General features: G+C 72.5%; 10 protein-coding genes. 8 read left to right on the top strand and 2 right to left on the bottom strand.

Annotated features, from left to right (window positions below; all coding sequences use genetic code 11):
* The first annotated feature begins 23 nt into the window (after positions 1–23).
* From AC3WXD_RS00665 to AC3WXD_RS00650, 4 genes are all read left to right on the top strand, one after another.
* Positions 24–11987, top strand: a complete 11964-nt coding sequence (locus AC3WXD_RS00665) for an amino acid adenylation domain-containing protein (protein ID WP_492322793.1) — start codon at positions 24–26, stop codon at positions 11985–11987.
* Between the two features lie 377 nt (positions 11988–12364).
* Positions 12365–14563 carry a TonB-dependent siderophore receptor gene (locus tag AC3WXD_RS00660; protein ID WP_492322792.1) on the top strand — a complete coding sequence of 733 codons (2199 nt, stop codon included), beginning with the start codon at positions 12365–12367 and terminating at the stop codon, positions 14561–14563.
* 70 nt (positions 14564–14633) lie between these two features.
* Positions 14634–15800 (top strand): PepSY-associated TM helix domain-containing protein, encoded by a 1167-nt coding sequence (locus tag AC3WXD_RS00655; protein WP_492322791.1) that lies wholly within the window; start codon positions 14634–14636, stop codon positions 15798–15800.
* Positions 15801–15811: 11 nt separating this feature from the next.
* Positions 15812–16084 carry a hypothetical protein gene (locus tag AC3WXD_RS00650; protein ID WP_454732994.1) on the top strand — a complete coding sequence of 91 codons (273 nt, stop codon included), beginning with the start codon at positions 15812–15814 and terminating at the stop codon, positions 16082–16084.
* Positions 16085–16119: 35 nt separating this feature from the next.
* On the opposite strand, the gene fhuF is transcribed toward AC3WXD_RS00650, so the two are convergent.
* Positions 16120–16899, bottom strand: a complete 780-nt coding sequence (fhuF, locus tag AC3WXD_RS00645) for a siderophore-iron reductase FhuF (RefSeq protein WP_454732993.1) — start codon at positions 16897–16899, stop codon at positions 16120–16122.
* A 184-nt stretch (positions 16900–17083) separates the two neighbouring features.
* Here fhuF and AC3WXD_RS00640 point away from each other — a divergent pair, with 184 nt between their 5' ends.
* The 4 genes from AC3WXD_RS00640 to AC3WXD_RS00625 all read left to right on the top strand — a co-directional run bounded on the left by AC3WXD_RS00640 (position 17084) and on the right by AC3WXD_RS00625 (position 22467).
* Positions 17084–18757, top strand: coding sequence for a cyclic peptide export ABC transporter (locus AC3WXD_RS00640; RefSeq protein ID WP_492322790.1), 1674 nt, complete (start codon positions 17084–17086; stop codon positions 18755–18757).
* A gap of 43 nt (positions 18758–18800) precedes the next feature.
* Entirely contained in the window at positions 18801–19799 is a 999-nt protein-coding gene (locus AC3WXD_RS00635; RefSeq protein ID WP_454732991.1) for an alpha/beta hydrolase, read from the top strand.
* 141 nt (positions 19800–19940) lie between these two features.
* Positions 19941–21053 (top strand): GNAT family N-acetyltransferase, encoded by a 1113-nt coding sequence (locus AC3WXD_RS00630; RefSeq protein WP_492322789.1) that lies wholly within the window; start codon positions 19941–19943, stop codon positions 21051–21053.
* A gap of 52 nt (positions 21054–21105) precedes the next feature.
* Positions 21106–22467 carry a lysine N(6)-hydroxylase/L-ornithine N(5)-oxygenase family protein gene (locus tag AC3WXD_RS00625; RefSeq protein WP_454732989.1) on the top strand — a complete coding sequence of 454 codons (1362 nt, stop codon included), beginning with the start codon at positions 21106–21108 and terminating at the stop codon, positions 22465–22467.
* 160 nt (positions 22468–22627) lie between these two features.
* Here the strand turns inward: AC3WXD_RS00625 and AC3WXD_RS00620 are convergent, their stop codons facing one another.
* On the bottom strand, positions 22628–24127 hold the full coding sequence (locus AC3WXD_RS00620; protein WP_492322788.1) for a methyl-accepting chemotaxis protein: 1500 nt from the start codon (positions 24125–24127) through the stop codon (positions 22628–22630).
* Between the last annotated feature and the right edge of the window lie 88 nt (positions 24128–24215).

The raw sequence follows: 24215 nt of genomic DNA, 5'->3' as shown, positions 1-24215 counted from the left end.
GCTCACCGCACAGGACAGCCCCCATGACGCAATCCCCGACCCGCCAGCAGGACGCCGCGCTGCTGGCGCTGCTGCTGGAAGACGAGGCCGAACAGGCCGCTGCCGACAATGACAGCGGCGATGACAGCGGCGATGGCGGCGCCTTGCCGTCGCCCATGTCCCCCATGTCTTTCTCCCAGCAGCGGCTCTGGTTCCTGCTGCAATACGAGCCCGGCAGCACCGCCTACAACCAGACCCGCGCGTTCCGCCTGCATGGCCGGCTCGACCGCGCCGCGCTGGCCGCCGCGCTGCGCGCCGTGGTCGACCGCCATCCCGCGCTGCGCACCCGCTTCGCCGCCGACGGCGCGCCGGGCCAGCCGCCGCGGCAGGTGGTGGAGCGCGCGCCGCCGTTCGCGCTGGGCCACGAGCCGCTCGCCGCCGGCGAAGCCGCGCTGCGCGCGCGCATCGACGCCGAGGCCGCGCGCGCCTTCGACCTGTGCCGCGCGCCGCTGCTGCGCGCCACGCTGCTGGCCCGCGCCGACGACGAGCACGTGCTGCTGCTGTCGCTGCACCACATCGTCTCCGACGCGGTCTCCAACGCCGTGATCGCGCGCGACCTCGCCACCGCCTATGCGCAGGCGGCGTCCGGCGCGGAGGTGCAACTGCCGCCGCCCGCCGCCACCTTCGCCGCCCACGCGCGCCGCCAGCGCGAACGGCTCGACAGCGGCGCGCTCGACGCGCAGCGCGCGTGGTGGCAGGCCAGCCTGGGCAGCCACGTCCCCGCGCTGCAACTGCCGGTCGACCGGCCGCACGGCGCGCCGGCCGCGCGGCACCTCGCGCGCCGCGTCGACATGGCGCTGCCGCCCGCGCTGGCCGGCGCCGTGCGCGCGTTCTGCGTGGCCCGGCGCTGCACGCCGTTCGTGGTGATGCTGGCCGCCTGGCAGGCGCTGCTCGCGCGCCATGCCGGCCAGCACGATTTCGCCATCGGCGTGCCGCACGCGGGACGCGGCGAGCCGGGGCTGGACGACGTGGTCGGCTTCTTCGCCAACACCCACGTCTACCGCTCACGCACCGGGCCCGGCGTCAGCGCCGGCGCGCTGTGCGAGCGCGTGCGCGCCGACGCGCTGGGCGCGCTAGCCAACGCCGAACTGCCGTTCGAGGTGCTGCTCGACAGCATGCAGGTGCCGCGCGACGCCGGCCGCAGCCCGCTGTTCCAGGTCATGTTCAACCTGCGCGCCGGCGCCGGCACGCAGGCATTCGCGCTGCCGGGCCTGCGCACCGAGGCCATCGAGGCCCGCGAGACCGGCGCCAAGTTCGACCTGATCCTCGACGTCGAAACGCACGCCGGGACACACGCCGGGACGCACGCAGACAGCATCCACATCAGCCTCGAATACGACAGCGCGCTGTTCGACGCCGCCACCGCGCAGCGCCTGGCCCGCCACTACGTCGCGCAGCTCGACGGCATGCTGCGCCATCCCGAACTGCCGCTGACCGCCACGCCGCTGCTGGACGCGGACGGCCATGCCGACGACCGCGCCGCGCTCGCCATGCAGCACGCCGCCGGCCAGCCGCGGCGCCGCTTTGCCGGCCTCGCGCCCGCGCACCGCCTGATCCAGCGTCAGGCCGAGGCCCGCCCCGACGCGGTGGCGCTGCGCCACGGCGACGCCACCATCAGCTACGGCGAGCTGGAACGCCGCGCCAACCGCCTCGCGCACCGCCTGATCGCGCTCGGCGTGGGCCCGGAAGTGCGCGTGGGCATCGCCGCCGAGCGCTCGCCCGAGATGATCGTCGGCCTGCTGGCCATCCTCAAGGCCGGCGGCGCCTACGTGCCGTTCGACCCCGCCTATCCGGCCGAGCGGCTGGCCTACCTGTTCGACGACAGCGGCATCGCCGCGCTGCTCGCCCAGCCCGCGCTGCAAGACCTGCTGCCGCGGCGCGCCGGCCTGCCGGTGGTGCTGCTCGACGCCGCCGAAGCGGAGCGCGCGGACTGGCCCGAACACGCGCCGGACGTGCCGGTGCGGTCCGACCATCTCGCCTACGTGATCTACACCTCCGGCTCCACCGGCCGCCCCAAGGGCGCGCAATTGCAGCACGGCAACCTGTCGCGCCTGCTGGCCGCCACGCAGGACTGGTTCGGCTTCGGCCAAGACGATGTCTGGACCCTGTTCCACTCCTACGCCTTCGATTTTTCCGTATGGGAAATCTTCGGCGCGCTGTGCCACGGCGGCCAGTTGGTGATCGTGCCGTTCCTGGTCAGCCGCGCGCCGCAGGACTTCCTCGCGCTGCTGCGGCGCGAGCGCGTCACCGTGCTCAACCAGACCCCGTCCGCGTTCCGCGCGCTGCTGGCCCAGCCCGAGGCCTGCGCGCAGCCGCTGGCGCTGCGCCACGTGATCTTCGGCGGCGAGGCGCTCGAGCCGCAGGCGCTGCGGCCCTGGCTGGAGCGCTTCGGCGACGCCGCGCCGCGCCTCGTCAATATGTACGGCATCACCGAAACCACGGTGCACGTGACCTTCCGCCCCGTCACGCTGGCCGATCTCGATCCGCGCCACGGCGCGCGCAGCCCCATCGGCGAGTGCATTCCCGACCTGGGCGTGCGCGTGCTCGACGCCAGCCTCAACCCGGTGCCGCCGGGCGTGGCGGGCGAACTGTACGTGGGCGGCGACGGCCTCGCGCGCGGCTACCTGAACCGGCCCGGCCTCACTGCGGAGCGCTTCGTGCCCGATCCGTTCTCCGACGGCGGCGCGCGCCTCTACCGCAGCGGCGACCTCGCGCGCTGGCTGCCGGACGGCCAGCTCGAATACCTGGGACGCATCGACCAGCAACTCAAGATCCGCGGCTTCCGCATCGAGCCGGGCGAGATCGAGGCGCGTTTGCTGGCGCAGGCGGGTATCGCCAATGCAGCGGTGATCGCGGTGGAGGGTCCGACCGGCGCGAGGCTGGCTGCCTACGTGGTGCCGGCAGAGGGTTGCGTCGTGGATGTGGCGTCGTTGCGCGCGGCACTGGCCGCGCAACTGCCCGACTACATGGTCCCCGCCGCCTTCGTCGTGCTCGCCGCGCTGCCGCTCACGCCCAACGGCAAGCTCAACCGCCATGCGCTGCCTGCGCCCGAGTTCGGCGGCACGCAGGCATTCGTCGCGCCCGCGGGCGAGGCGGAAACCGCGCTTGCCGCCATCTGGGCCGAGGTGCTCGGCCTGCCGCGCGTGGGCCGCGCCGACAATTTCTTCGAGCTGGGCGGCGACTCCATCCTCAGCCTGCAGATCGTCGCGCGCGCCCGCGCCGCCGGCTGGCTGCTGACGCCGCGCCAGTTGTTCGAGCGGCAGACGCTGGCCGAGCTCGCCACGGTCGCGCAGCCGCTGCCGCGCGATGGCGCGGCCGAAGAAGCCGTGCCAACCGGCGCCGTGCCGCTGCTGCCGATCCAGGCGGATTTCTTCGCCATGCCGATGGAACGCCGCGGGCACTGGAACCAATCCGTGCTGCTCGATTGCCGCGAGGCACCCGATACGGCGGCGCTGTCGCTGGCGTTGGGCGATCTGGTGGCGCACCACGATGCGCTGCGGCTGCGGTTCTCGCAGGCGGATGGTGCCTGGGTCCAGACCTATGCAGATGCGGAAACCGCGCCGGACTTGCTGTGGGTGCGCGAATTCCCGAACGAGGCCGAACGCATTGCCCATTGCGAAGCGGCACAGCGCAGCCTCGATCTCGCGCACGGACCGCTGCTGCGCGCCGTCGCGCTGCACGGCGCGGCGGGTCAATGGCAACTGCTGCTGGTGGTTCACCATCTTGTGATCGATGGCGTGTCCTGGCGCATCCTGATCGAAGACCTGCTGACCGCCTACCGGCAGCGCCGCTCCGGCCAGCCGGCCGCGCTGCCCGCGCGCACGGCGTCCTGCCAGCGCTGGTCGGAAGCACTGCGCCGGAATACGGCATCGCGCGCGGATGAGCTGCCGCATTGGCTGGCCCTGTCCGGCACAGCCGCCGAATTGCCTTGCGACGATCCGAGCGGCTCGCTCACCGTCGCCGAACGCGACAGCCTCACGCTGACGCTGCCCGCCGACGCCACGCAAGCGCTGCTCCAGCACGCGCCCGCCGCCTACCGCACCCGCATCAACGACCTGCTGCTGACCGCGCTTGCGCGCGTGCTGTCGCGCTGGAGCGGCAACGCGCGGACGTTGATCGACCTCGAAAGCCACGGCCGCGTGGCCGGCGTCGATGATGCGCTCGACCTGAGCCGCACCGTGGGCTGGTTCACCACGCTGTTCCCCGTTGCGCTCGACGGCGCCGGCATGCTGCCGGACGCGATCAAGGCCGTCAAGGAACAATTGCGCGCCGTGCCCGGCGAGGGCATCGGCTTCGGCCTGCTGCGCCGCTTCGGCACCGCCGAACAGCAAGCCGTCATCGCGGCCCTGCCCAAGCCCGAGGTCGTGTTCAACTACCTCGGCCAGTTCGACGCCAGCCTGGCCGAAGGCGCGCCGTGGCAACCCGCTTTCGGCAACACCGGCGCCAGCCAGGATGCCAGCGCGCCACTGTCGCATCCGCTGTCGGTCAGCGGGCAGGTGCATGGCGGCGAGCTGCGTCTGTCCTTTGCCTTCAGCCGCGCGCGGCACAGGCACGCCACCGTGCAGCGGCTGGCCGAGGACTACCGCGCCGAACTGCTTGCCGTCATCGCGCATTGCGCGTCGAACGAAGCCGCCGGCTTCACGCCGTCCGATTTCCCGCTCGCGCGGCTGTCGCAGGCGCAGCTTGATGGCCTCGGCCTCGATCCGGCACAGGTGCAGGATCTCTATCCGCTCTCGCCCATGCAGGCCGGCATGCTGTTCCACAGCGTCTATGCCCCAGCCGGCAGCGCCTACACCAACCAGTTGCGCGTCGACATCGACGGCCTCGATGCCACGCGTTTCGCCGCCGCGTGGCATGCCGCGCTCGCGCGCCATGACAGCCTGCGTTGCGGCTTCCTGCACCGCGGCGAGCAGCCGCTGCAATGGGTCGCGCGCCATGTCACGCTGCCGGTCGTCATGGAGGACTGGTCGGACCGCGATGCCGCTCAATGCCAGCGTGATCTCGACCAGCTTGCCGTCGATCAACTGGCGCAAGGTTTCGACCTCGAACGCCCGCCGCTGATGCGCGTCGCGCTGATCCGCACCGGCGCCAGTCGCCATCACCTGCTCTGGACCGTCCACCATCTGCTGCTCGATGGCTGGAGCACGTCCCAGTTGCTCGGTGAAGTCCTGCGCCACTACGCCGGCGAAACCCTGCCCGCCACGGGCGGCCGCTTCGCCGACTACATCGGCTGGCTGCAAGGCCGCGACGCCGACGCGAGCCGCGCCTTCTGGTCCGCGCAACTGGCCGCGCTCGATACCCCGACACGGCTGATGGCCGCGCTGCCCGCGCCCGAACATGGCGAGGGCCATGCCGAGCAGCATCACACGCTCGATGCCGACCGCACCGCCGCGCTGGCGGCATTCGCCCGCGCGCAGAAGGTCACGCTCAACACCCTCGTGCAAGCCGCGTGGCTGTTGTTGCTGCAACGCTATACCGGACAGGACTGCGTAGCTTTCGGCGCCACCGTCGCCGGGCGCCCGGCGGACCTGCCCGGCTCGCAACAGATGCTGGGCCTGTTCATCAACACGCTGCCGGTGATTGCCACGCCGCGCCCCGAGCAAGCCGTCGGCGACTGGCTGCGCGAGGTGCAGGCCCTCAACCTCGCCACGCGCGAGCACGAACACACGCCGCTCTACGAAATCCAGCGCTGGGCCGGACAAGGCGGGCAAGCGCTGTTCGACGCCATCCTCGTCTTCGAGAACTACCCGGTGGACGCCGCGCTGCGCCGCGCGCCGGGCGGGCTGGCGTTCTCCGACGTGCGCAACCGCGCCGAGACCAACTATCCGCTGACGCTGGTGCTGGCCCACACCGACACGCTGCGTCTGACCTGCCGCTTCGACCGCGCCTTGCTGGGCGAGCCGCATGCCGCCGACCTCTCGCGCGCGCTGCTGACCGTGATGGCGCAGATGAGCGAGGATGCGGCGCGGCTGCTCGGCGGCATCTCGCTGGTGGCGCCCGCCGAACGGCCCGCGCTGCTGACGCTTGGCCGCAACCCGCAGCCCTATCCGGCGCCGGTGCCGGTGCACCGCCTGTTCGAGGCGCGCGCCGCGTCTCATCCCGAGGCCGTTGCGCTGGTCTTCGGCGCGCGGCAGCTTGGCTACGCCGAGCTGAACCGCCGCGCCAACCGCCTCGCCCATCGCCTGATCGCGCGGGGCGTGGGGCCCGACGTGCCGGTCGGCGTGCTGGCCGAGCGTTCCGTCGAGATGGTCGTCGCCCTGCTCGCCATCCTCAAGGCCGGCGGCGCCTACGTGCCGTTCGATCCCGACTACCCCGCCGAGCGCCTCGCCTACATGATCGGCGACAGCGGCGTGGCCCTGCTGCTGGCGCAGCGCGCCGACCTGCTGCCGACGCCGCCGCGCGCGGTCGAGGTAATCGACCTGACGCAGCCTGTGCAGGAAACCGATGGCGCAGACCACGACCCCGCGCCGGTACTGCTGCCCGACCACCTCGCCTACGTGATCTACACCTCCGGCTCCACCGGCCGCCCCAAGGGCGTGGGCAACCGCCACGGCGCGCTGCACAACCGGCTGTGGTGGATGCAGGCGCAATACGGCCTCGGCGCGCGCGACACGGTGCTGCAGAAAACGCCGTTCAGCTTCGACGTCTCGGTGTGGGAGTTCTTCTGGCCGCTGATGACCGGCGCGCGGCTGGTGCTGGCCGCGCCCGGCGACCATCGCGACCCGGCGCGCATCGCCGCGCTGATCGCGCGCCACGGCGTGACCACGCTGCATTTCGTGCCGGCCATGCTGCAGGCCTTCGTCGCCCACGACGAGGTGGCGGCCTCGTGCGCCACGCTGCGCCACATCGTGTGCAGCGGCGAGGCGCTGCCGGCGGCGCTGGCGCGGCGCGCCATGACGCTGCTGCCGTACGCCGGTCTGCACAACCTGTACGGGCCGACCGAGGCCGCCATCGACGTCACGCACTGGACCTGCCGCGACGACGGCGGCAGCGCGGTGCCGATCGGCAGCCCCATCGCCAATGTCGACGCCCACGTGCTGGACGGCGCGCTGCATCCGCTGCCCGACGGCGTGGCCGGCGAGCTCTACCTCGGCGGCGCGGGGCTGGCGCGCGGCTACCTGGGCCGCGCCGCGCTGACCGCCGAGCGCTTCGTCGCCGATCCGCATGGCGCGACGGGCGAGCGCCTGTACCGCACCGGCGACCTGGCGCGCCGCCGCGCGGACGGACAGATCGCGTACCTGGGGCGGCTGGACCATCAGGTCAAGATCCGCGGCCTGCGCATCGAGCTGGGCGAGATCGAGGCGCGCCTGCTGGCCCACCCGGGCGTGCGCGAGGCGGTGGTGGTGGCGCCGGCCGGCGAAGGTCCGGCGCGGCTGGCCGCCTACGTGGTCGGCGCCGCCGGCGCCAGCCCGGACGTGGCCGAACTGCGCGCGTGGCTGGCGCAGGCGCTGCCGGACTACATGGTGCCCGCCGCGCTGCTGGTGCTGGAGGCGATGCCGGTCAGCGCCAACGGCAAGCTGGACCGGCGCGCGCTGCCGTCGCCGGAGTTCGCCGGCAGCGCCGCCTTCGCGCCGCCCGCCGGCGCCGCCGAGACGCAACTGGCCGAGGCCTGGGCGCGGGTGCTGAAGGTGGCGCGCGTGGGCCGCGCCGACAATTTCTTCGAGCTGGGCGGCGATTCCATCCTGAGCCTGCAGATCGTGGCCAGGATGCGCGGCGCCGGCTGGCTGCTCACGCCCAAGCAGCTGTTCGAGCAGCAGACGCTGGCCGCGGTGGCGGCGGCACTGGTGCCGCTGGCCATGCCGGCCGCCAGCGCGCAACCGGCGCCGCGCGCGGCCGCGCCGCGCACGCGCCTGCGCAGCGAGGACTTTCCGCTGGCGGGCCTGCGGCAGGACCAGCTCGACGCATTGCAGGCGCAGGGGCTGGCGCCCGCCGAGGTGGAAGACCTGTATCCGCTCTCGCCGATGCAGGCCGGCATGCTCTACCACAGCGCCAGCGCGGCCGATGGCGGCGGCGCCTACGTGAACCAGTTGCGGGTGGACATCGACGGGCTGGACGCGGCGCGCTTCGCGCTGGCCTGGCGCGCGGCGCTGGCGCGCCACGACACGCTGCGCAGCGGCTTCCTGCAGCGCGGCGAGCAGCCGCTGCAATGGGTCGCGCGCGAAGTGGAACTGCCGGTCACGCACGAGGACTGGTCCGCGCGCGCCGCCGGTTGCGAGCCGGCGCTCGACCGCTTCGCCGCCGACGATCTCGCGCGCGGCTTCGACCTCGAGCGCCCGCCGCTGATGCGCCTGGCGCTGATCCGCACCGGCCCGCGCCGCCATCACCTGGTCTGGACCGTGCACCACCTGCTGCTCGACGGCTGGAGCACCGCGCAACTGCTGGGCGAGGTGCTGCGCCACTATGCCGGCGAGGCGGTGCCCGCCGCCGCCGACCGCTTCGCCGACTACATCGGCTGGCTGCAAGGCCGCGATGCCGGCGCGGCGCAGGCGTTCTGGAGCGCGCAGCTGCGCGGCTTCGACACGCCGACGCGGCTGGCCGAGGCCGTGCCCGCGCCCGATGCCGGCAGCGGCTACGGGCTCCTGCAGCACGAATGCGACACCGCGCAGACGGCGCGGCTGGCGGCCTTCGCGCGCGCGCAGAAAGTCACCGTCAACACGCTGGTGCAGGCCGCGTGGCTGCTGCTGTTGCAGCGCTATACGGGCCAGCGCCGCGTGGCGTTCGGCGCCACCGTGGCCGGGCGCCCGGCGGAGCTGCCCGGCTCGCAGCAGATGCTGGGCCTGTTCATCAACACCCTGCCGGTGATCGCCGCGCCGCGCCCCGAGCAGGCCGTGGGCGACTGGCTGCGCGAGCTGCAGGGCTTCAACCTGGCCGCGCGCGAGCACGAGCACACGCCGCTGTCCGACATCCAGCGCTGGGGCGGCCAGCCCGGACAGCGGCTGTTCGACAGCATCCTGGTGTTCGAGAACTTCCCGCTGGAAGACGCGCTGGCCCCGGCCGCGCGCAGCGGCCTGGCCATCGAGACGCGCGCCAGCACCGGCCTGACCGAATACGAGATGGACGTGGAAGTGAGCCTGCGGCAGACGCTGCGGCTGGGCTTCACCTATATGCGGCGCGCCTTCGACGAGGCCCAGGTCGAGCGCATCCGCGCGCAGCTGCTGGCGCTGCTGGAAGCCATCAGCACGCGGCCCGGGCAGGCGCTCGGCTCGCTGGGCCTGCTGGCCCCGCGGGCGTCCGCCGAGCTGCTGGCGCTGGGCCAGGGAGAAGCGCCGCCCGCCGATGGCCTCGCCGTGCACCAGCACATCGCCCGCCATGCCGCCGCAAGGCCCGACGCCATCGCCGTGATCTGCGGCGACCAGACCCTGCGCTACGGCGAACTGCTCGCCCGCGCCGACCGCCTCGCCGCCGTGCTCCACGCACGCGGCATCGGTGCCGAGAACCGCGTCGGCATCGCGCTGTCCCGCTCGCCCGACATCCTCGTCGCCCTGCTCGCCGTCATGCGCAGCGGCGCGGCTTACGTGCCGTTCGATCCGGCTTATCCGCCCGAACGGCTGGCGTACCTGTTCGGCGACAGCGCCATTGCGCTGCTCGTCACCGAGACCGCCTTGCTCGATACGCTGCCCGCGCCCGCTTCGCTGCCGGTGCTGACGCTCGACATGGTGCCCGACAATATCCCCGCGCTGCCTGAACAGCCGGTGCACCGCGATCAGCTTGCCTATCTGATCTATACCTCCGGTTCCACCGGCCAGCCGAAAGGCGTGTGCGTCTCCCACGGACCGCTTGCCATGCACGTGGCCGCTACCATCGACGCCTACGAAATGGGTGCGCATTCGCGCGAGCTCCATTTCCTGTCCTTCGCCTTCGATGGCGCGCATGAACGCTGGCTGTGCGCGCTCGCCTGCGGCGGATCTCTGGTCCTGCGTGACGATACGCTGTGGACGCCCGAGCAGACCTGCGATGCCCTGATCCGCCATCGCGTCACCAACGCCGGCTTCCCGCCCGCCTACCTGAAGCAGCTTGCCGAATGGTGCGCGCAGAGCGGTCAGCGGCCCGAGGTCTCGCTCTACTCCTTCGGTGGCGAGGCCATGCCGCGGCCGGTCTTCGAACTGGCGCGCCGCGCGCTGGCGCCGCGCACCTTCATCAACGGTTATGGCCCGACCGAAACGGTGGTCACGCCGATGGTGTGGAAGGTGCGTGCCGACAGCGCGGAGGCCGACTTCGCCGGCACCTACGCCCCGATCGGCCGCCCGGTCGGCGCGCGCTGCGCCTATCTGCTCGATGCCGAGCTCAACCTCGTGCCGCCCGGCGTGGCCGGGGAGTTGTATCTCGGTAGCGAGGGCCTCGCGCGCGGCTACCTGAACCGGCCCGGCATGACCGCCGAGCGCTTCGTGCCCGATCCGTTCTCCGACGGCGGCGCGCGCCTCTACCGCAGCGGCGACCTCGCGCGCTGGCTGCCGGACGGCCAGCTCGAATACCTGGGACGCATCGACCAGCAACTCAAGATCCGCGGCTTCCGCATCGAGCCGGGCGAGATCGAGGCGCGCTTGCTGGCGCAGGACGGCGTGGCCAATGCCGCAGTGATCGCCGTCGACGGCCCGAACGGTGCCCGACTCGCTGCCTACGTGGTGCCGGCAGAAGGTTGCATCGTGGATGTGGCGTCGTTGCGCGCGGCGCTGGCCGCGCAACTGCCCGACTACATGGTCCCCGCCGCCTTCGTCGCGCTCGCCGCGCTGCCCCTCACACCCAACGGCAAGCTAGACCGCCGCGCCCTGCCCACGCCCGCCGCCGAGGGCGAGCGGCCCTACGTGGCGCCGCGCACGGAGGCACAGCGCTGGCTGGCGCAGGTATGGCAGGAGGTGCTGGGCGTGGAGCGGGTCGGGCTGGACGACCATTTCTTCGAGCTGGGCGGCGACTCGCTGCTGAGCCTCAAGGTGATTTCGCGCGTGCGCGCCAACAAGGCGCTGGGGCTGGCGCTGAAGCTGCGCGACCTGATGCGCACGCCGACCATCGGCGAGCTGCTGCCGGACGCCGCCGCCGCGCCGGTGGCCGGCGCCACGCCGCCGGCCGCGCTGCGCGTGCTGGCGCAAGGCCCGGCCGGCGCCGCGCCGGCGCCGCTGTGCTGCGTCCACGCGGCGCTGGGCACGCTGTTCGACTACGACGAGATCGCACGCCGCCTCGGCGCCGGGCGCGCCGTCTACGGCCTGCAGTCGCGCATGCTGCTGGACCCGGACTGGCGCGACGCCTCGCTGGAGGCGATGGCGCGCGACTACGTGCGCGAACTGCGCGCGGCGCGGCCGCAGGGGCCTTACCTGCTGCTGGGCTGGTCGCTCGGCGCCACGCTGGCCACGCTGATGGCGCGCGAGCTGGAGGCGCAGGGCCAGCAGGTGCAGTGGCTGGTGCTGGTCGATCCGTTCGTGCCGCAGCCGGATGCCGGCGCCACGGCGCCGGCGCCGCGCTGGCGGGCCGCGCTGGCCGATTTTGCCCGCCGCATGCTGCCGCACGCGCCGCCGCTGCCGATGCCGGCCAGCGCGGACGTGGACATGGACGCGGAGCCGGACGCCGCGGCCGTGCGCGCCCTGCTGGCGCCGCTGATGGCCGGCGCGCCGGCGCGGCAGCAGGCGCTGGGCGCCGACGAGCTGGCGCAGATGTTCCTGGCGGCCCACCGCCTGGGCACGCTGGCCGGGGCGCTGCGCGCGCTGCCGCCGGTGCGCGCGCCGCTGGCGGTGTGGTGGCGCGCCGGCCGCGCCGGGGCCGCCGCGCGGCTGGCGCAATGGCAGGGCGCGCCGCTGCGCGAGGCCGTGCTGGACGGCGTGGACCATCACGCCATCGTGCGCGATGCCCGCCTGGTCGAGGCGCTGGCCGCGCTGGCGCCGGACCGGCAGGCCCCCGGCAATGCCACTGCCGGCGGCGCGGGCAATGGCATGCAAACCACAACCCTGCTGACGGAGTAGGGTAAAAACGAAAATTCGGATGCGAATACTAATGATTTGCATTTAGAATTGCGGTCGATATGACCGCCCGGCGCCAAGGCGCCACCGGACCGGCCCGCCCTGCCTCGCAGGCGGGCCGGCGCCGTCGGGGCGGGCCGCACCGGCTCCCCATCGCCAATCGCGGCCATCACGGAATTCCAGGGACCACCCGCAGGCCGCGCCGCCGCAGAACCGGCCCGGCCCGCCGGGGCGTGCCCATCTGTCGGGCCGCCCGGCCGCCAGGCGCGGGCCCGGCCCTCCAGCGGGTTTTGCGCGCCGTGTGGCGTGCTGCTTCGCCATCGCGGAACACGCGGCGCCGCGCGCCGCCGCCGCGATGATTTTTGACTTAGGGGAGAAACATGAAAACGGGCAAATCGGTCGGGTCGCGCAGGGCGCAGGCCAATCACCGACATCTTGCGCTGAGCGCGCTGGCCTTGGCGGTATCGGCGCAGATGGCGCACGCGCAGTCCGGCGCCACCACCACGGCAGCCTCGGGCGAGGCGCAGTTGCCGGCGGTCAGCGTGCGCGCCGACAGCGCCGCCGCGCCGGTCTACGGGGCCAGGAACACGGTGTCGGCCACCAAGACCGACGCGACCATCGCCGAGACGCCGCAGTCCATCAGCGTGGTGACGTCCGACCAGATCCGCGCCCAGGGCGCGGAGCGGGTCGAGGAAGCGTTGCGCTACACCGCCGGCGTGCGCACCGAGCCGATCTACGACACGCGCCGCGGCAACTACCTGATCCGCGGCTTCCTGGCCTCGCAGCAGGGCCAGTACTGGGACGGCCTGAAGCTGCCCCACTCCGGCGGCTACGGCGGCTGGGAGCTGGAGCCCTACAGCCTGGAGCGCATCGACATCGTGCGCGGGCCGGCGTCGGTGCTGTACGGCCAGAGCTCGCCGGGCGGCATGATCAACCAGGTCAGCAAGCGCCCGCAGGACACCCCGGAGCACGAGCTCAACGTGAGCGTGGGCAACAACGCGCGCAAGGAAGTCTCCGGCGACTTCACCGGCCCGATCGACCAGGACGGCAAGCTGCTGTACCGCGTCACCGCGCTGGCGCGCGACAGCGGCACGCAGACCCCGCACGTGGACGACAACCGCCTGTTCATCTCGCCGCAGATCACCTGGCGCCCGACCGACGCCACCAACTTCACGCTCTACGCGCAGGCCTACAAGGACCGCTCGGGCAACAGCGGCAACTTCCTGCCCGCGGTGGGCACGGTCAGCCGGCTCGGCAACGGCCAGCGCATCCCCACCGACCTGTTTACCGGCGAGCCGGACTTCGACCTGTTCAAGCGCGAGCAGTACATGGTCGGCTACGAGTTCTCGCACCGCTTCAACGACGTGCTGACGGTGCGCCAGAAGCTGCGCTACGCCCACCTGCACGTGAGCTACGAGGACATCGGCGGCAACGGCGGCCTGACCAACTACACCACCGGCCCGTTCAACCTGCGCCGCATCGGCCTGATCTCGAACGAGTCGTACAGCCTGTTTACGATCGACAACCAGGCCCAGGTCAAGCTCTCGCACGGCATCTTCGACCACACCTTCCTGGTGGGCGTGGACTACCAGCGCTCCACCTTCGACCGCCTGTTCGGCCAGAGCGCCAACGAGCCGGCGCTCAACGTGTTCAACCCGGTCTACGGCAACTTCGTGCGCCCGGCCTACCAGACCGACACCGACACCACGCGCGACCAGGTCGGCTTCTACCTGCAGGACCAGGTCAAGATCGACAAGCGCTTCGTGGTGCAGCTGGCGGGCCGCTACGACAAGGCCAAGGTCAACACCGACACGCGCACCATCGCCACCAACGCCACCTCCACCACCAAGACCGACGATGGCCGCTTCACCGGCCGCGCCGGCCTGCTGTACGAAGGTCCGTTCGGCCTGTCGCCGTACGTCAGCTACTCGACCTCGTTCGAGCCCGCCATCAGCACGCTGATCTATGGCGGCGGCACGCCCGAGCCCACCACCGGCCGCCAGTACGAGGCCGGCGTCAAGTGGCAGCCCGCCAACTCGCGCAGCTTCGCGCAGATCTCGCTGTTCGACCTGACCCAGCGCAACGTGCTGACCACCGCGCCGGTCAACGGCTTCTATTCGCAGATCGGCGAGGTGAGCTCGCGCGGCATCGAGCTGGAAGGCACCTGGGCGGTGACGTCGAACTTCAACGTGCTGGCGTCCTACACCTACACCGATGCCGAAGTGACCAAGGCCGGCCCGGGCGCGCCCAATGCCGGCAAGGTGCCGCCCTACGTGGCCAAGCACATGGCTTCGCTGTGGGCCGACTACCGCCTCTCCGGCGGCCCGCTGGCCGGCGTGTGGCTGGGCGGCGGCGTGCGCTACGTGGGCGGCAGCTTCGATGCCACCAACACGATTTCGGTGCCGTCGTTCACGCTGGTCGACCTGGCGGCCAGCTACACCATCGCCAAGCACTACACGCTGCGCGTGAACGTCAACAACCTGTTCAACAAGACCTACGTGGCGGCCTGCGACAGCGCCACCAACTGCTATTACGGCCGCAACCGCACCGTGGTGGGCACGTTGAGCTACCGCTGGTAAGCACCGCGCGGCCCGCCCGGCGACGGACGGGCCGGCGGCAGCGCACCGGCACGCATAAGAAAGGACCCCCATGAAAGCGCCTACGCTGCGCATCTGGTACGCCATCCACCGCTGGACCAGCCTGCTGTGCACGCTGAACCTGCTGGTGCTGTGCGTGACCGGCCTGCTGCTGATCTTCCATGAAGACATCGATGCCATGCTGGGCCAGGACCACCACGGCAGCGTGGCGGCCGAGCGCGGCGCGGGGGCCAGCGCGCCGCGCCCGCCGCTGCAGGCGCTGGTGGACGCGGCGCGCGCCGCCAGGCCCGGCTGGGCGCCCAAGTCGGTCTCGTTCAGCGACGACGACCCCGACGCCGTGGGCGTGCGCGTCGGCCCGCCCGGCGAGCCCAGGCTGCGCAACGGCGCCACCGTCCAGTTCGACGCCGCCACCGGCGCCACGCGCAAGCCCGGCCCGCCCGGCGAGACCTTCAGCGGCTTCATCCTCAAGCTGCACCTGAACCTGTTCCTGGGCCTGCCGGGCCAGTTCTTCATCGGCTTCATCGGCGTGCTGCTGGTGGCCAGCCTGGTCAGCGGGCTGGTGCTGTACGGCCCGTTCATGCGCAAGCTGGCCTTCGGCCTGCTGCGCTTCGGCAAGCCGGTGCGCGTGGTGCAGGCCGACCTGCACAACCTGTTCGGCATCGTGGTGATGGTGTGGGCGCTGGTGGTCGGGCTGACCGGCACCTTCCTGTCGTTCTCGCCGCTCATCATCGGCCTGTGGCAGAAGACCGAGCTGCAGCACCTGATCGCCACCCTGCCCGGCCCCGCGCCGGGCGCGCTGGTGCCGGTGGACCGCGCGCTGGACGCGGCCCGCGCCGTGGTGCCCGGCAAGGACCCGGCCTTCGTGTTCTATCCCGGCACCGAGTTTTCCACGGGCCGCCACTACGGCGTGGTGCTGCGCGGCCATACCGAGCTGCAGAAGCGCGTGTACGCCATCGTGCTGGTCGATGCCGGCGACGGCAAGGTGGCCGCGGTGCGCGGCATGCCGTGGTACCTGCAGGTGCTGCTGCTGTCGGCGCCGTTCCATTTCGGCGACTACGCCGGGCGGCCGCTGCAGGTGCTGTGGGCGCTGCTCACGGCCATCACCGCCGGCGCCACCGTGACCGGCTTCATCTTCTGGCTCAAGCGGCCGCGCCGCGGCGCCGCCGGCGCGCGCGCACCGCAGCCGCAGCCGCCGCAGCTTTCGGGGGACCAGGCATGAAGGACACGGACGTGAACGACCACAACGGCGGGCGCCTGATGCGCGACACCTGGCCGATGCCGGCCCTGCTCGGCCTGCTCTCGCTGGGCGGGCTGGCGGCGGGCATCTTCGGCGACGGCGCCTGGGACTGGCTGTGCTGGCTGGGGCTGGCCGTGCCGGTCGGCGTCACCGCGCGGCTGCTGTGGCGGCAGTGGCGCCAGTTCCGCGCCTGCCGCCGCGCGCCGGCAGGCGTATCGGCGCGCGGCGATGCCGGTGCCGATGAGGTGGAAGGATCCGAAATCTGAATAGCGCCGCTGAATAACGCCGGACAGGCGCGGCATCAGCGGGCCGCCACCGGGACCGTCTGCGCGACGGTTTCCATTTTCCCCGCGCGCGCCTGCGGCAGCGGACAGGTCCCGCAGTGCCCCTCGCCGGGCAGCCGGTGGTTCAGGCAGCAGATGCGCCGCAGCGGTGCCACGCCCGGCGTGCCGGGTTCCCTGCCCGGCCGGAAGGCGCCGTGGTACGGATTGGCGATGCCGCCGTCCGACACCGCCTGGCCGATCCACGCCGCCACTTCCGCGCGCGCCGGCGCGCCCAGCGCCGGATGCGCGGCCAGTTGCCGCGCCACGCCGGCCGCGGCGACCCCGCCCGTGCACCACAGCAGGCGCGGCGACACCTTCGCCACCGCCGACAGCGCCGCCACCACGCCGGGCAGATGCGCGTTCACCAATGGCGCCAGCAGGTCCGGCAGCGGCGCCTGCCGGCATTCGCCTTCGTCCGGCAGCAGCAGGCAGGCCAGCAGGCCGTCGGCCGCGCCGTGCCAGATTGCCTGCGGCGCGTCGAACGGCAGTTGCCGGCGCAGCAGCGCGGCCGCCACCAGCGCGCTGGGCAGCAGCGCCAGCGTGTAGTCGCGGAACCAGGCGGCGGCCAGCGCGCGCAGGTCGCCGCAGCCCAGCGCGCGCGCCTGCCGCGCGAGGCAGTCGCGCGCCTGCGGCTGGCCGAAGGCGCCCTGCCACGGCGCGCCGCCGGCCGGGGCTGCCGGCCGCGCGGCGGCCACGCCCACGCGCTCGCCGAACGGGCGCAAGGCCCCGGCGAAGAACGGGGCCAGCGAAGCAATCATCGGATCTCCTGACGTGACGGCGCGGCCATGCCGGCAAGGCCGCCCACGTCACCGTGACGAAGCGCGCCGCCGGAAATTTAAGGCGCCGCCGCCGCGCGGGCGATGCGCGGCCGCCGCTAACTTTCGCCGCGCGCCGCACGTCTATCCAGCAGTGCCCGCCACCTTCCGCCACCTCCGCGACCCCATGACGCTTCTCTCCTCCCTGCCGCGCAAGCTGCGCCTCACCATCGTCCTGGCCGCCGCAGCCAGCCTGGCCGCCGGCCTGTGCTCGGTGGGCATGATCGCGGTCATCAACCGCGTGCTGGCCACGCAGGGCGCCGAGGCCGCGCGGCTGGCGCTGCCGTTCGCGGCGCTGGCGCTGGCCGTGCTGGCGTGCCGCACGCTGGCCTCCACGCTGTTCGTGCAGATCAGCCAGAGCGCGCTGGCGCGCATCCGCGCGCAGATCTGCGCGCGCTTCATCGGCGCGCCCTACGCGCATATCGAGCAGACCGGCAACGCGCGCGTGCAGGCCGCGCTGGCCGACGACAGCACTCACGTGGCCAACGGCCTGTCGGTGATCCCGGTGGTGCTGACCAACGCGATGGTGGTGCTGGGCTGCCTGGCCTACCTGGCGTGGCTGTCGTGGCAGACCTTCGCCGTGGCCTGCGCCATCATCCTGGCGGGCTCGTGGTTCTACCACCGCAACCACCGCCGCGCGCTGGTGCACCTGAAGCAGGCCAGCGCCGCGCAGGACGCGCTGCATGGCCAGTTCAAGGCGCTGGTGGCGGGCGCGCGCGAGCTCAAGCTCAACCAGGACAAGCAGCACAGCTTCCTGCGCGACGGGCTGGAAGCCTCGCTGGAGGCGGTGCGCGGCGCGCGCACGCGCGGGCTGTCGATCTTCTTCGTGGCGCTGGGCTTCGGCAGCTTCCTGTTCTTCGCGGTGATCGGCGGCGTGCTGTTCATGCCGCGCGCCACGCCGCTGGCGCCGGCGGTGATGACCGGCTTCACCATCATGTTCCTGTACATCATGTCGCCGCTGGAGTCGCTGCTCAACGCGCTGCCGGCACTGAGCATGGGGCGCCTGGCCTACGCGCGCATCGAGGCGCTGGGCGCCGACGCCGAGCCGGAAGCGCCCGCGCGCGCGCTGCCCGCGGCGCCGTTCGTCTCGGTGGCGCTGGCCGGCGCCAGCCACCGCTATTTCCACGAGGCCGAGAACAGCTTCTTCGCGCTGGGCCCGCTCGACCTGGAGCTGCGCGCCGGCGAGATCGTGTTCCTGGTGGGCGGCAACGGCAGCGGCAAGACCACGCTGGCCAAGCTGCTGGCCGGGCTCTACCCGGCGCTGGCCGGCGAGGCGCGCCACAACGGCGCGGCGGTCGCCCCGGCCCACCTGGCGGACTACCGCGCGCTGTTCTCCGCGGTGTTCTCCGATTTCCACCTGTTCGAGACCCTGCTGGCGCACGACCCGCGCGACGAGGCGCTGGCCAACCGCCTGATCGAGCGCTTCCAGCTCGGCCACAAGGTCAGCGTGCGCGCCGGGCGCTTCACCACGCAGGCGCTGTCGCAGGGCCAGCGCAAGCGGCTGGCGCTGATCGTGGCCTGCCTGGAGCGGCGCCCGGTGCTGGTGCTCGACGAATGGGCGGCCGACCAGGACCCGCTGTTCAAGGAGATCTTCTACCGCGAGGTGCTGCCCGAGCTGCGCGCGCAGGGCAAGGCGGTGCTGGTGATCTCGCACGACGACCGCTACTTCGGCGTGGCCGACCGCGTGATCAAGATCGAGAACGGCCAGATCGCGCGCGACGGCGGCACGCCCGCGCCGCAGGCCGCCCCGCCGGCGCAGCCGGCGCATCGGCACGACGCCCTGGCGGCGCCGGCCGCCTGAGCGCCCGCGCCGCCGCTCCACCATTCCACGGACCCGATTTCCCATGCCACTGCATCCCGACCTCGAAGCGCTGCTCGACATGGTGGAAAGCGCCACCGCCAGCGGCAAGCGCCCCGCCATCCATCACCTGACGCCGGCCCGGGCGCGCCGCGAATTCGACGACGCGTCCGGCGCGCTCGACCTGCCGCCAGTGCCGCTGGCGCGCGTGGAAGCGCTGACGCTGCCCACGCGCGACGGCGGCCACATCGGCGCGCGGCTGTTCGCGCCGCGCGCGACGCACGCGGGGCCGCCGCTGCCGGTGCTGCTGCATTTCCACAGCGGCGGCTTCACCGTGGGCAGCCTGGACTCGCACGATTCGCTGTGCCGCTCGCTGGCCGCGCGCACGCCGTGCGCGGTGCTGTCGGTGGCCTACCGGCTGGCGCCCGAGCACCGCTTCCCGTGCGCCGCCGACGACGCGGTGGACGCGCTGGCCTGGCTCGGCGCGCACGGCGCGGCGCTCGGGCTGGACACCGCGCGCATCGCCATCGGCGGCGACAGCGCCGGCGGCACCCTGGGCGCCATGCTGGCGCTGGCCGCGCGCGACGACCCGGCGCTGCCGCAGCCGTGCCTGCAAGTGCTGTGCTACCCGGGCCTGGGCGGGCGCCAGGACACGCCCTCGCACCAGCGCTATGGCCACGGCTACCTGCTCGACAGCGAGACCATCGACTGGTTCTACCGCCAGTACCTGCGCGACGAGCGCGACCGCCTCGACTGGCGCTTCGCGCCGCTGCTGGCGCCCGACCACCGCGGCGTGGCGCCGGCGCTGCTGGTGCTGCCCGAGTGCGATCCGCTGCTGGACGAAGGCCGCGCCTATGCGCGCAAGCTGGCCGAGGCCGGCGTGGCGGTGACGCTGCGCGAATACCCGGGCATGGTCCACGAGTTCCTGCGCATGGGCAATATCGTCGGCGAGGCCGAAGACGCGCACGACGACATCGCGCGGGCGCTGGCGCAGGCGTTCGGGCTGGCCGGCGCGGAGCCGGACGCCGTGGCGCGGGCGGCCTGACCGCGCCGGCCGCCGGACTGGCCGGACTAAATTCGCGCGCGCGCGCCTCGTCTCGGTAGGGAAGGCGCGCGCGGCATGCCGCCGCCGCGCGCCGGCCCCGACCGCATCGCACCGCATTCAATCGCATCGCCAGGATTCGCCATGTCGACCCCGACTTCCGCCGCAACGCCCGCTATTACACCCGACGCCACGCCCGACGCCGTCAAACCCTTCGCGCGCTTCCGCTCCTTCGCCGCGCAGCCGGACGGCGGCTGCGAGAACCGCTTCGACGGCGCGCGGCTCACCGTGTCGCGCGATGGCGCCACGCTGGCCAGCTTCGCCTTCGACGGCGGCACGCTGCGCCTGCGCGAAAGCGCGCTGGACGATGACGCGCTGGCGCGCGCCACGCTGGCCGCGCTGGATGCCTGCTTCGCCCACGGCGCGCCGCGCGCGCTGCCCGTGCAGCTGGAAGCGCGCGGCTGCGAGCGCGCGCTGCTTGAGCGCGGCGCGCTGGTGCGGGACGCCGCGCGCGGCACGGTGGCGCTGGCCGAGATGCTGTGGCAGTTGCCCGAACTGTGGATGGCGCCCACGCCCGGCGCCTACCCGCTGCGCTACGCGCTCACCGCCAGCCGCCGCCATCCGCTGCGCCCGCCCAAGCCGGGCGGCGTGGTCTACGCGCGCCACATCCCGTGGCTGGGCCGGACGCTGACGCTGCGCGCGGCCACGCTGGAACAGGACCTGCCGCTGCTGCACCGCTGGATGAACGATCCCGACGTGGCCTACTTCTGGCAGGAGGAAGGCGACGAGGCCAGGCACCGCGCCTACCTGCAGGGGCTGCTCGACGACCCGCACATGCTGCCGCTGATCGCCGCGTTCGACGACCAGCCGTTCGGCTACTTCGAGGTGTACTGGGCCAGGGAGAACCGCATCGCGCCGTTCTACGACGCGCAGGACCACGACCGCGGCTGGCACGTGCTGATCGGCGAGCCGGCGTTCCGCGGCAAGTCGTTCCTGACGGCGTGGTTCCCCGCCATCCAGCACTACCAGTTCCTGGACGACGCGCGCACCCAGCGCATCGTCGGCGAGCCGCGCGCCGACCACGCGCGCCAGATCGCCAACCTCGACAAGGCCGGCTTCTCCAAGATCAAGGAATTCGATTTCCCGCACAAGCGCGCCATGCTGGTGATGCTGCTGCGCGAACGTTTCTTCGGCGAGCACCTGCTGCTGCCCGCCGCCAACCCCGCCCCCGCCAGTGCCAGCACGCCCGGCGCCTGATCCGCGCCGCCACGCTGCGCTTTCCGTGACCCATCCATCAAGGACCGAACTCATGACGCTACGCGACGCATCCACCGCCGTCCACGACCTGGTCGGCATCGGCTTCGGGCCGTCCAACCTGGCGCTGGCCATCGCCCTGCAGGAACAGGCCGGCGCGGGCCGCCCGCTCGACGCCCATTTCCTGGAAAAGCAGCGCACCTACCACTGGCACGGCAACACGCTGGTGGCGCAGAGCGAGATGCAGATCTCCTTCCTCAAGGACCTGGTGTCGATGCGCAATCCCACCAGCCCGTACAGCTTCGTCAACTACCTGCACCGCCACGGGCGGCTGGTGGACTTCATCAACCTGCGCACGTTCTACCCGAGCCGGCTGGAGTACGACGACTACCTGCGCTGGGCCGCCGGCCACTTCGCCGAGCAGTGCAGCTACGGCGAAGAAGTGGCCCGCATCGAGCCCGAGCGCCACGGCGACGCCATCACGCGCGTGCGCGTGGTCTCCACCGACGCCGCGGGCCGCGAGCGCGCGCGCGACGCGCGCGCCATCGTGCTGTCCACCGGCGGCACGCCGCGCATTCCCGAGGTCTTCGCCGGCCTGCGGGGCGACGCGCGGCTGTGCCACCATTCCGGCTACCTCGACTGGATCGGCCGCCAGCCGTGCGCCAGCGGCAAGCCCATGCGCATCGCCGTGATCGGCGCCGGCCAGAGCGCGGCCGAGGCCTTCATCGACCTGCACGACAGCTACCCCGGCGTGAAGGCCGACCTGATCGTGCGCGGCGCCGCGCTCAAGCCGGCCGACGACAGCCCGTTCGTCAACGAGATCTTCGCGCCGGCCTATACCGACGTGGTCTACGAGCAGGCCCAGGCCGGGCGCGACCGGCTGATCCAGGCATACCTGAACACCAACTACTCGGTGATCGATGCCGACCTGATCGAGCGCATCTACGCGCTGCTGTACCGGCAGAAGGTCAGCGGCCAGTTCCGCGTCAACCTGCTGACCTGCAAGACGGTGGTGGCCGCCCACGCGGCGCCGGCCGGCATCGAGCTGACCATCGCCGACACCGCGCCCGCCGGCAGCGAAGCCACCGAGACGCGCCGCTACGACGCGGTGGTGCTGGCCACCGGCTACGAGCGCGAGAACCACCGCCGCCTGCTGGCGCCGCTGGCGCCCTACCTGGGCGATTTCACCGTGGACCGCAGCTATCGCGTGCAGGCCGCGCCCGAGCTGGCGGTGCCGGTCTACCTGCAAGGCTTCTGCCAGAGCAGCCACGGCCTGAGCGACACGCTGCTCTCGGTGCTGCCGGCGCGCGCCGAGGAGATTGCCAGCGCGCTGTACGACGCGCTGACGCCGGGCCGCCAGGACGGCGCCGCCGCACGCCACGCGCGCGCGGCCGAGCTCGGCGCGCTGCGGGCCTAGGCCGCCGCGCCGTGCACCCCCGGCATGCCCGGGGGTGCCGCGGAACGGCCGGCCGGCGGCGTTTCCCGCATCATTGAGCGGACGTCCGACCGGCCGGTCGCGGAAAGTCGCGGGAAACTGGTGGATGGCGGCGGCGCGGCGCATGGCCGGCTTCCGCACGCTATTCCCGCATCCCTCCGGCACCACTGCCGAAAGCGCTCACGACCTGGCGCAGGACCTCCGCCGATTCGTGCAGCGACGCCGCGGCCGAAGCCGCCTGCTCGACCAGCGCGGCATTGTGCTGCGTCATCTCGTCCATCTGGACGATGGTCTCGTGCACCTGCGCAATGCCCGTGGCCTGCTCACGGCTGGCGCCGGTGATGTCCCCCACGATGCGCGTCACGCGCCCGACGCTCTCCACCACCTCCCGCATGGTCGTGCCAGCCTGATCGACCAGCACGGTGCCGCTGTCCACGCGGCTGGTGGAACTCTCGATCAGATGCTTGATGTCGCGGGCGGCCGTGGCCGAGCGTTGCGCGAGGCCGCGCACTTCCGACGCCACGACGGCGAAACCGCGGCCGTGCTCGCCGGCGCGCGCCGCCTCCACCGCCGCGTTCAACGCGAGAATGTTGGTCTGGAACGCGATCCCTTCGATGACGCCGATGATGTCGACCACCTCCTTCGCGCTCTGCGCGATCCCCTGCATGGTATCGACGACCTGGGCGACCACGGCGCCGCCTTCGCGCGCCACGGTCGAAGCCGCGTCGGCGAGCCGGCTCGCGTCCTGGGCATGTTCGGCGTTCTGCTTCACGATGCGCGCGAGCGTTTCCATCGAGGCGGCGGTTTCCTGCAGGCTGCCGGCCTGGACTTCGGTTCTCCGGCTCAGGTCGGCGTTGCCGCTGGCGATCTCCATTGCCGCCCGTTCGACGCCCGAGGCACTGGCGCTGACGTCCCGCATGGCGATTTCCATCTTCGCAATGGTGGACTTGAGCACGGTCGCGATCGGCGCGGTGACCGGGATGTGCCCGACGTCGAGGCAGATCCTGCCGCCGCGATCCACCTGGCCGACGATTGCCGACAGTTCCGCCGCCTCCAGGGCCGCGACGCGCAGCCGCCGGGCGAGAAACATCTCGACGGCGGTCTGCATGACGACATAGGCCGCATGCAGCAACGTGCGCGGCAGATTCGCGCTCTCGGTGCAGAACACCATGAAGTTCAGCGCCTGGAGCCGGTCGAACGCGAGATGATGCACCGCGAACAGCCCCGCCGCGAGCAGCAGCACGCCCACGTCGCGGTAGACCAGGAGCAGCCCGAGCAGCACGAATACCCCGAAATGGAATTCGGTGGTCCCGTGGGCAAGCTGGATATGCAGCGCCACGAGAACGACATTGCAGATGGTAAGCAGGCCGCGGGACAGCGCCGTGCCGCGCGCCTGGAAGAACGCGGCGCTGCCCACCAGCAGGGACAAGCCGCCGCCAGTCAGGGCCAGCCCCGTCTGCGCGTAGTACAGCCCGATCAGCCATGCCACCACGACGGAACAGACCAGCGTGAAGTACATGATGGCGTCGGCCTGCCGCGCCATGTCGCGCAGCGCCAGGCTCGGGACGCGCGCCTGAGGGCCGCAGGCGCGCGGCAGCGCGGCGCGGGCCGGGGGAGTGATAAAGGCAATGCCGCTGTTCATGCGTATTCTTAGTGGCCAGAAGGTAAAGGGGATGCCCTGACGAACAAGTCCCCTTCCGTTATCAAGTTAACGGAGGGCTAAGTGGAAA

This window comes from Cupriavidus sp. FW216-B1, from assembly GCF_058789195.1.
Note: the sequence above shows the minus strand (reverse complement) of the source record. Positions and strands in the feature narration are given on the sequence as shown.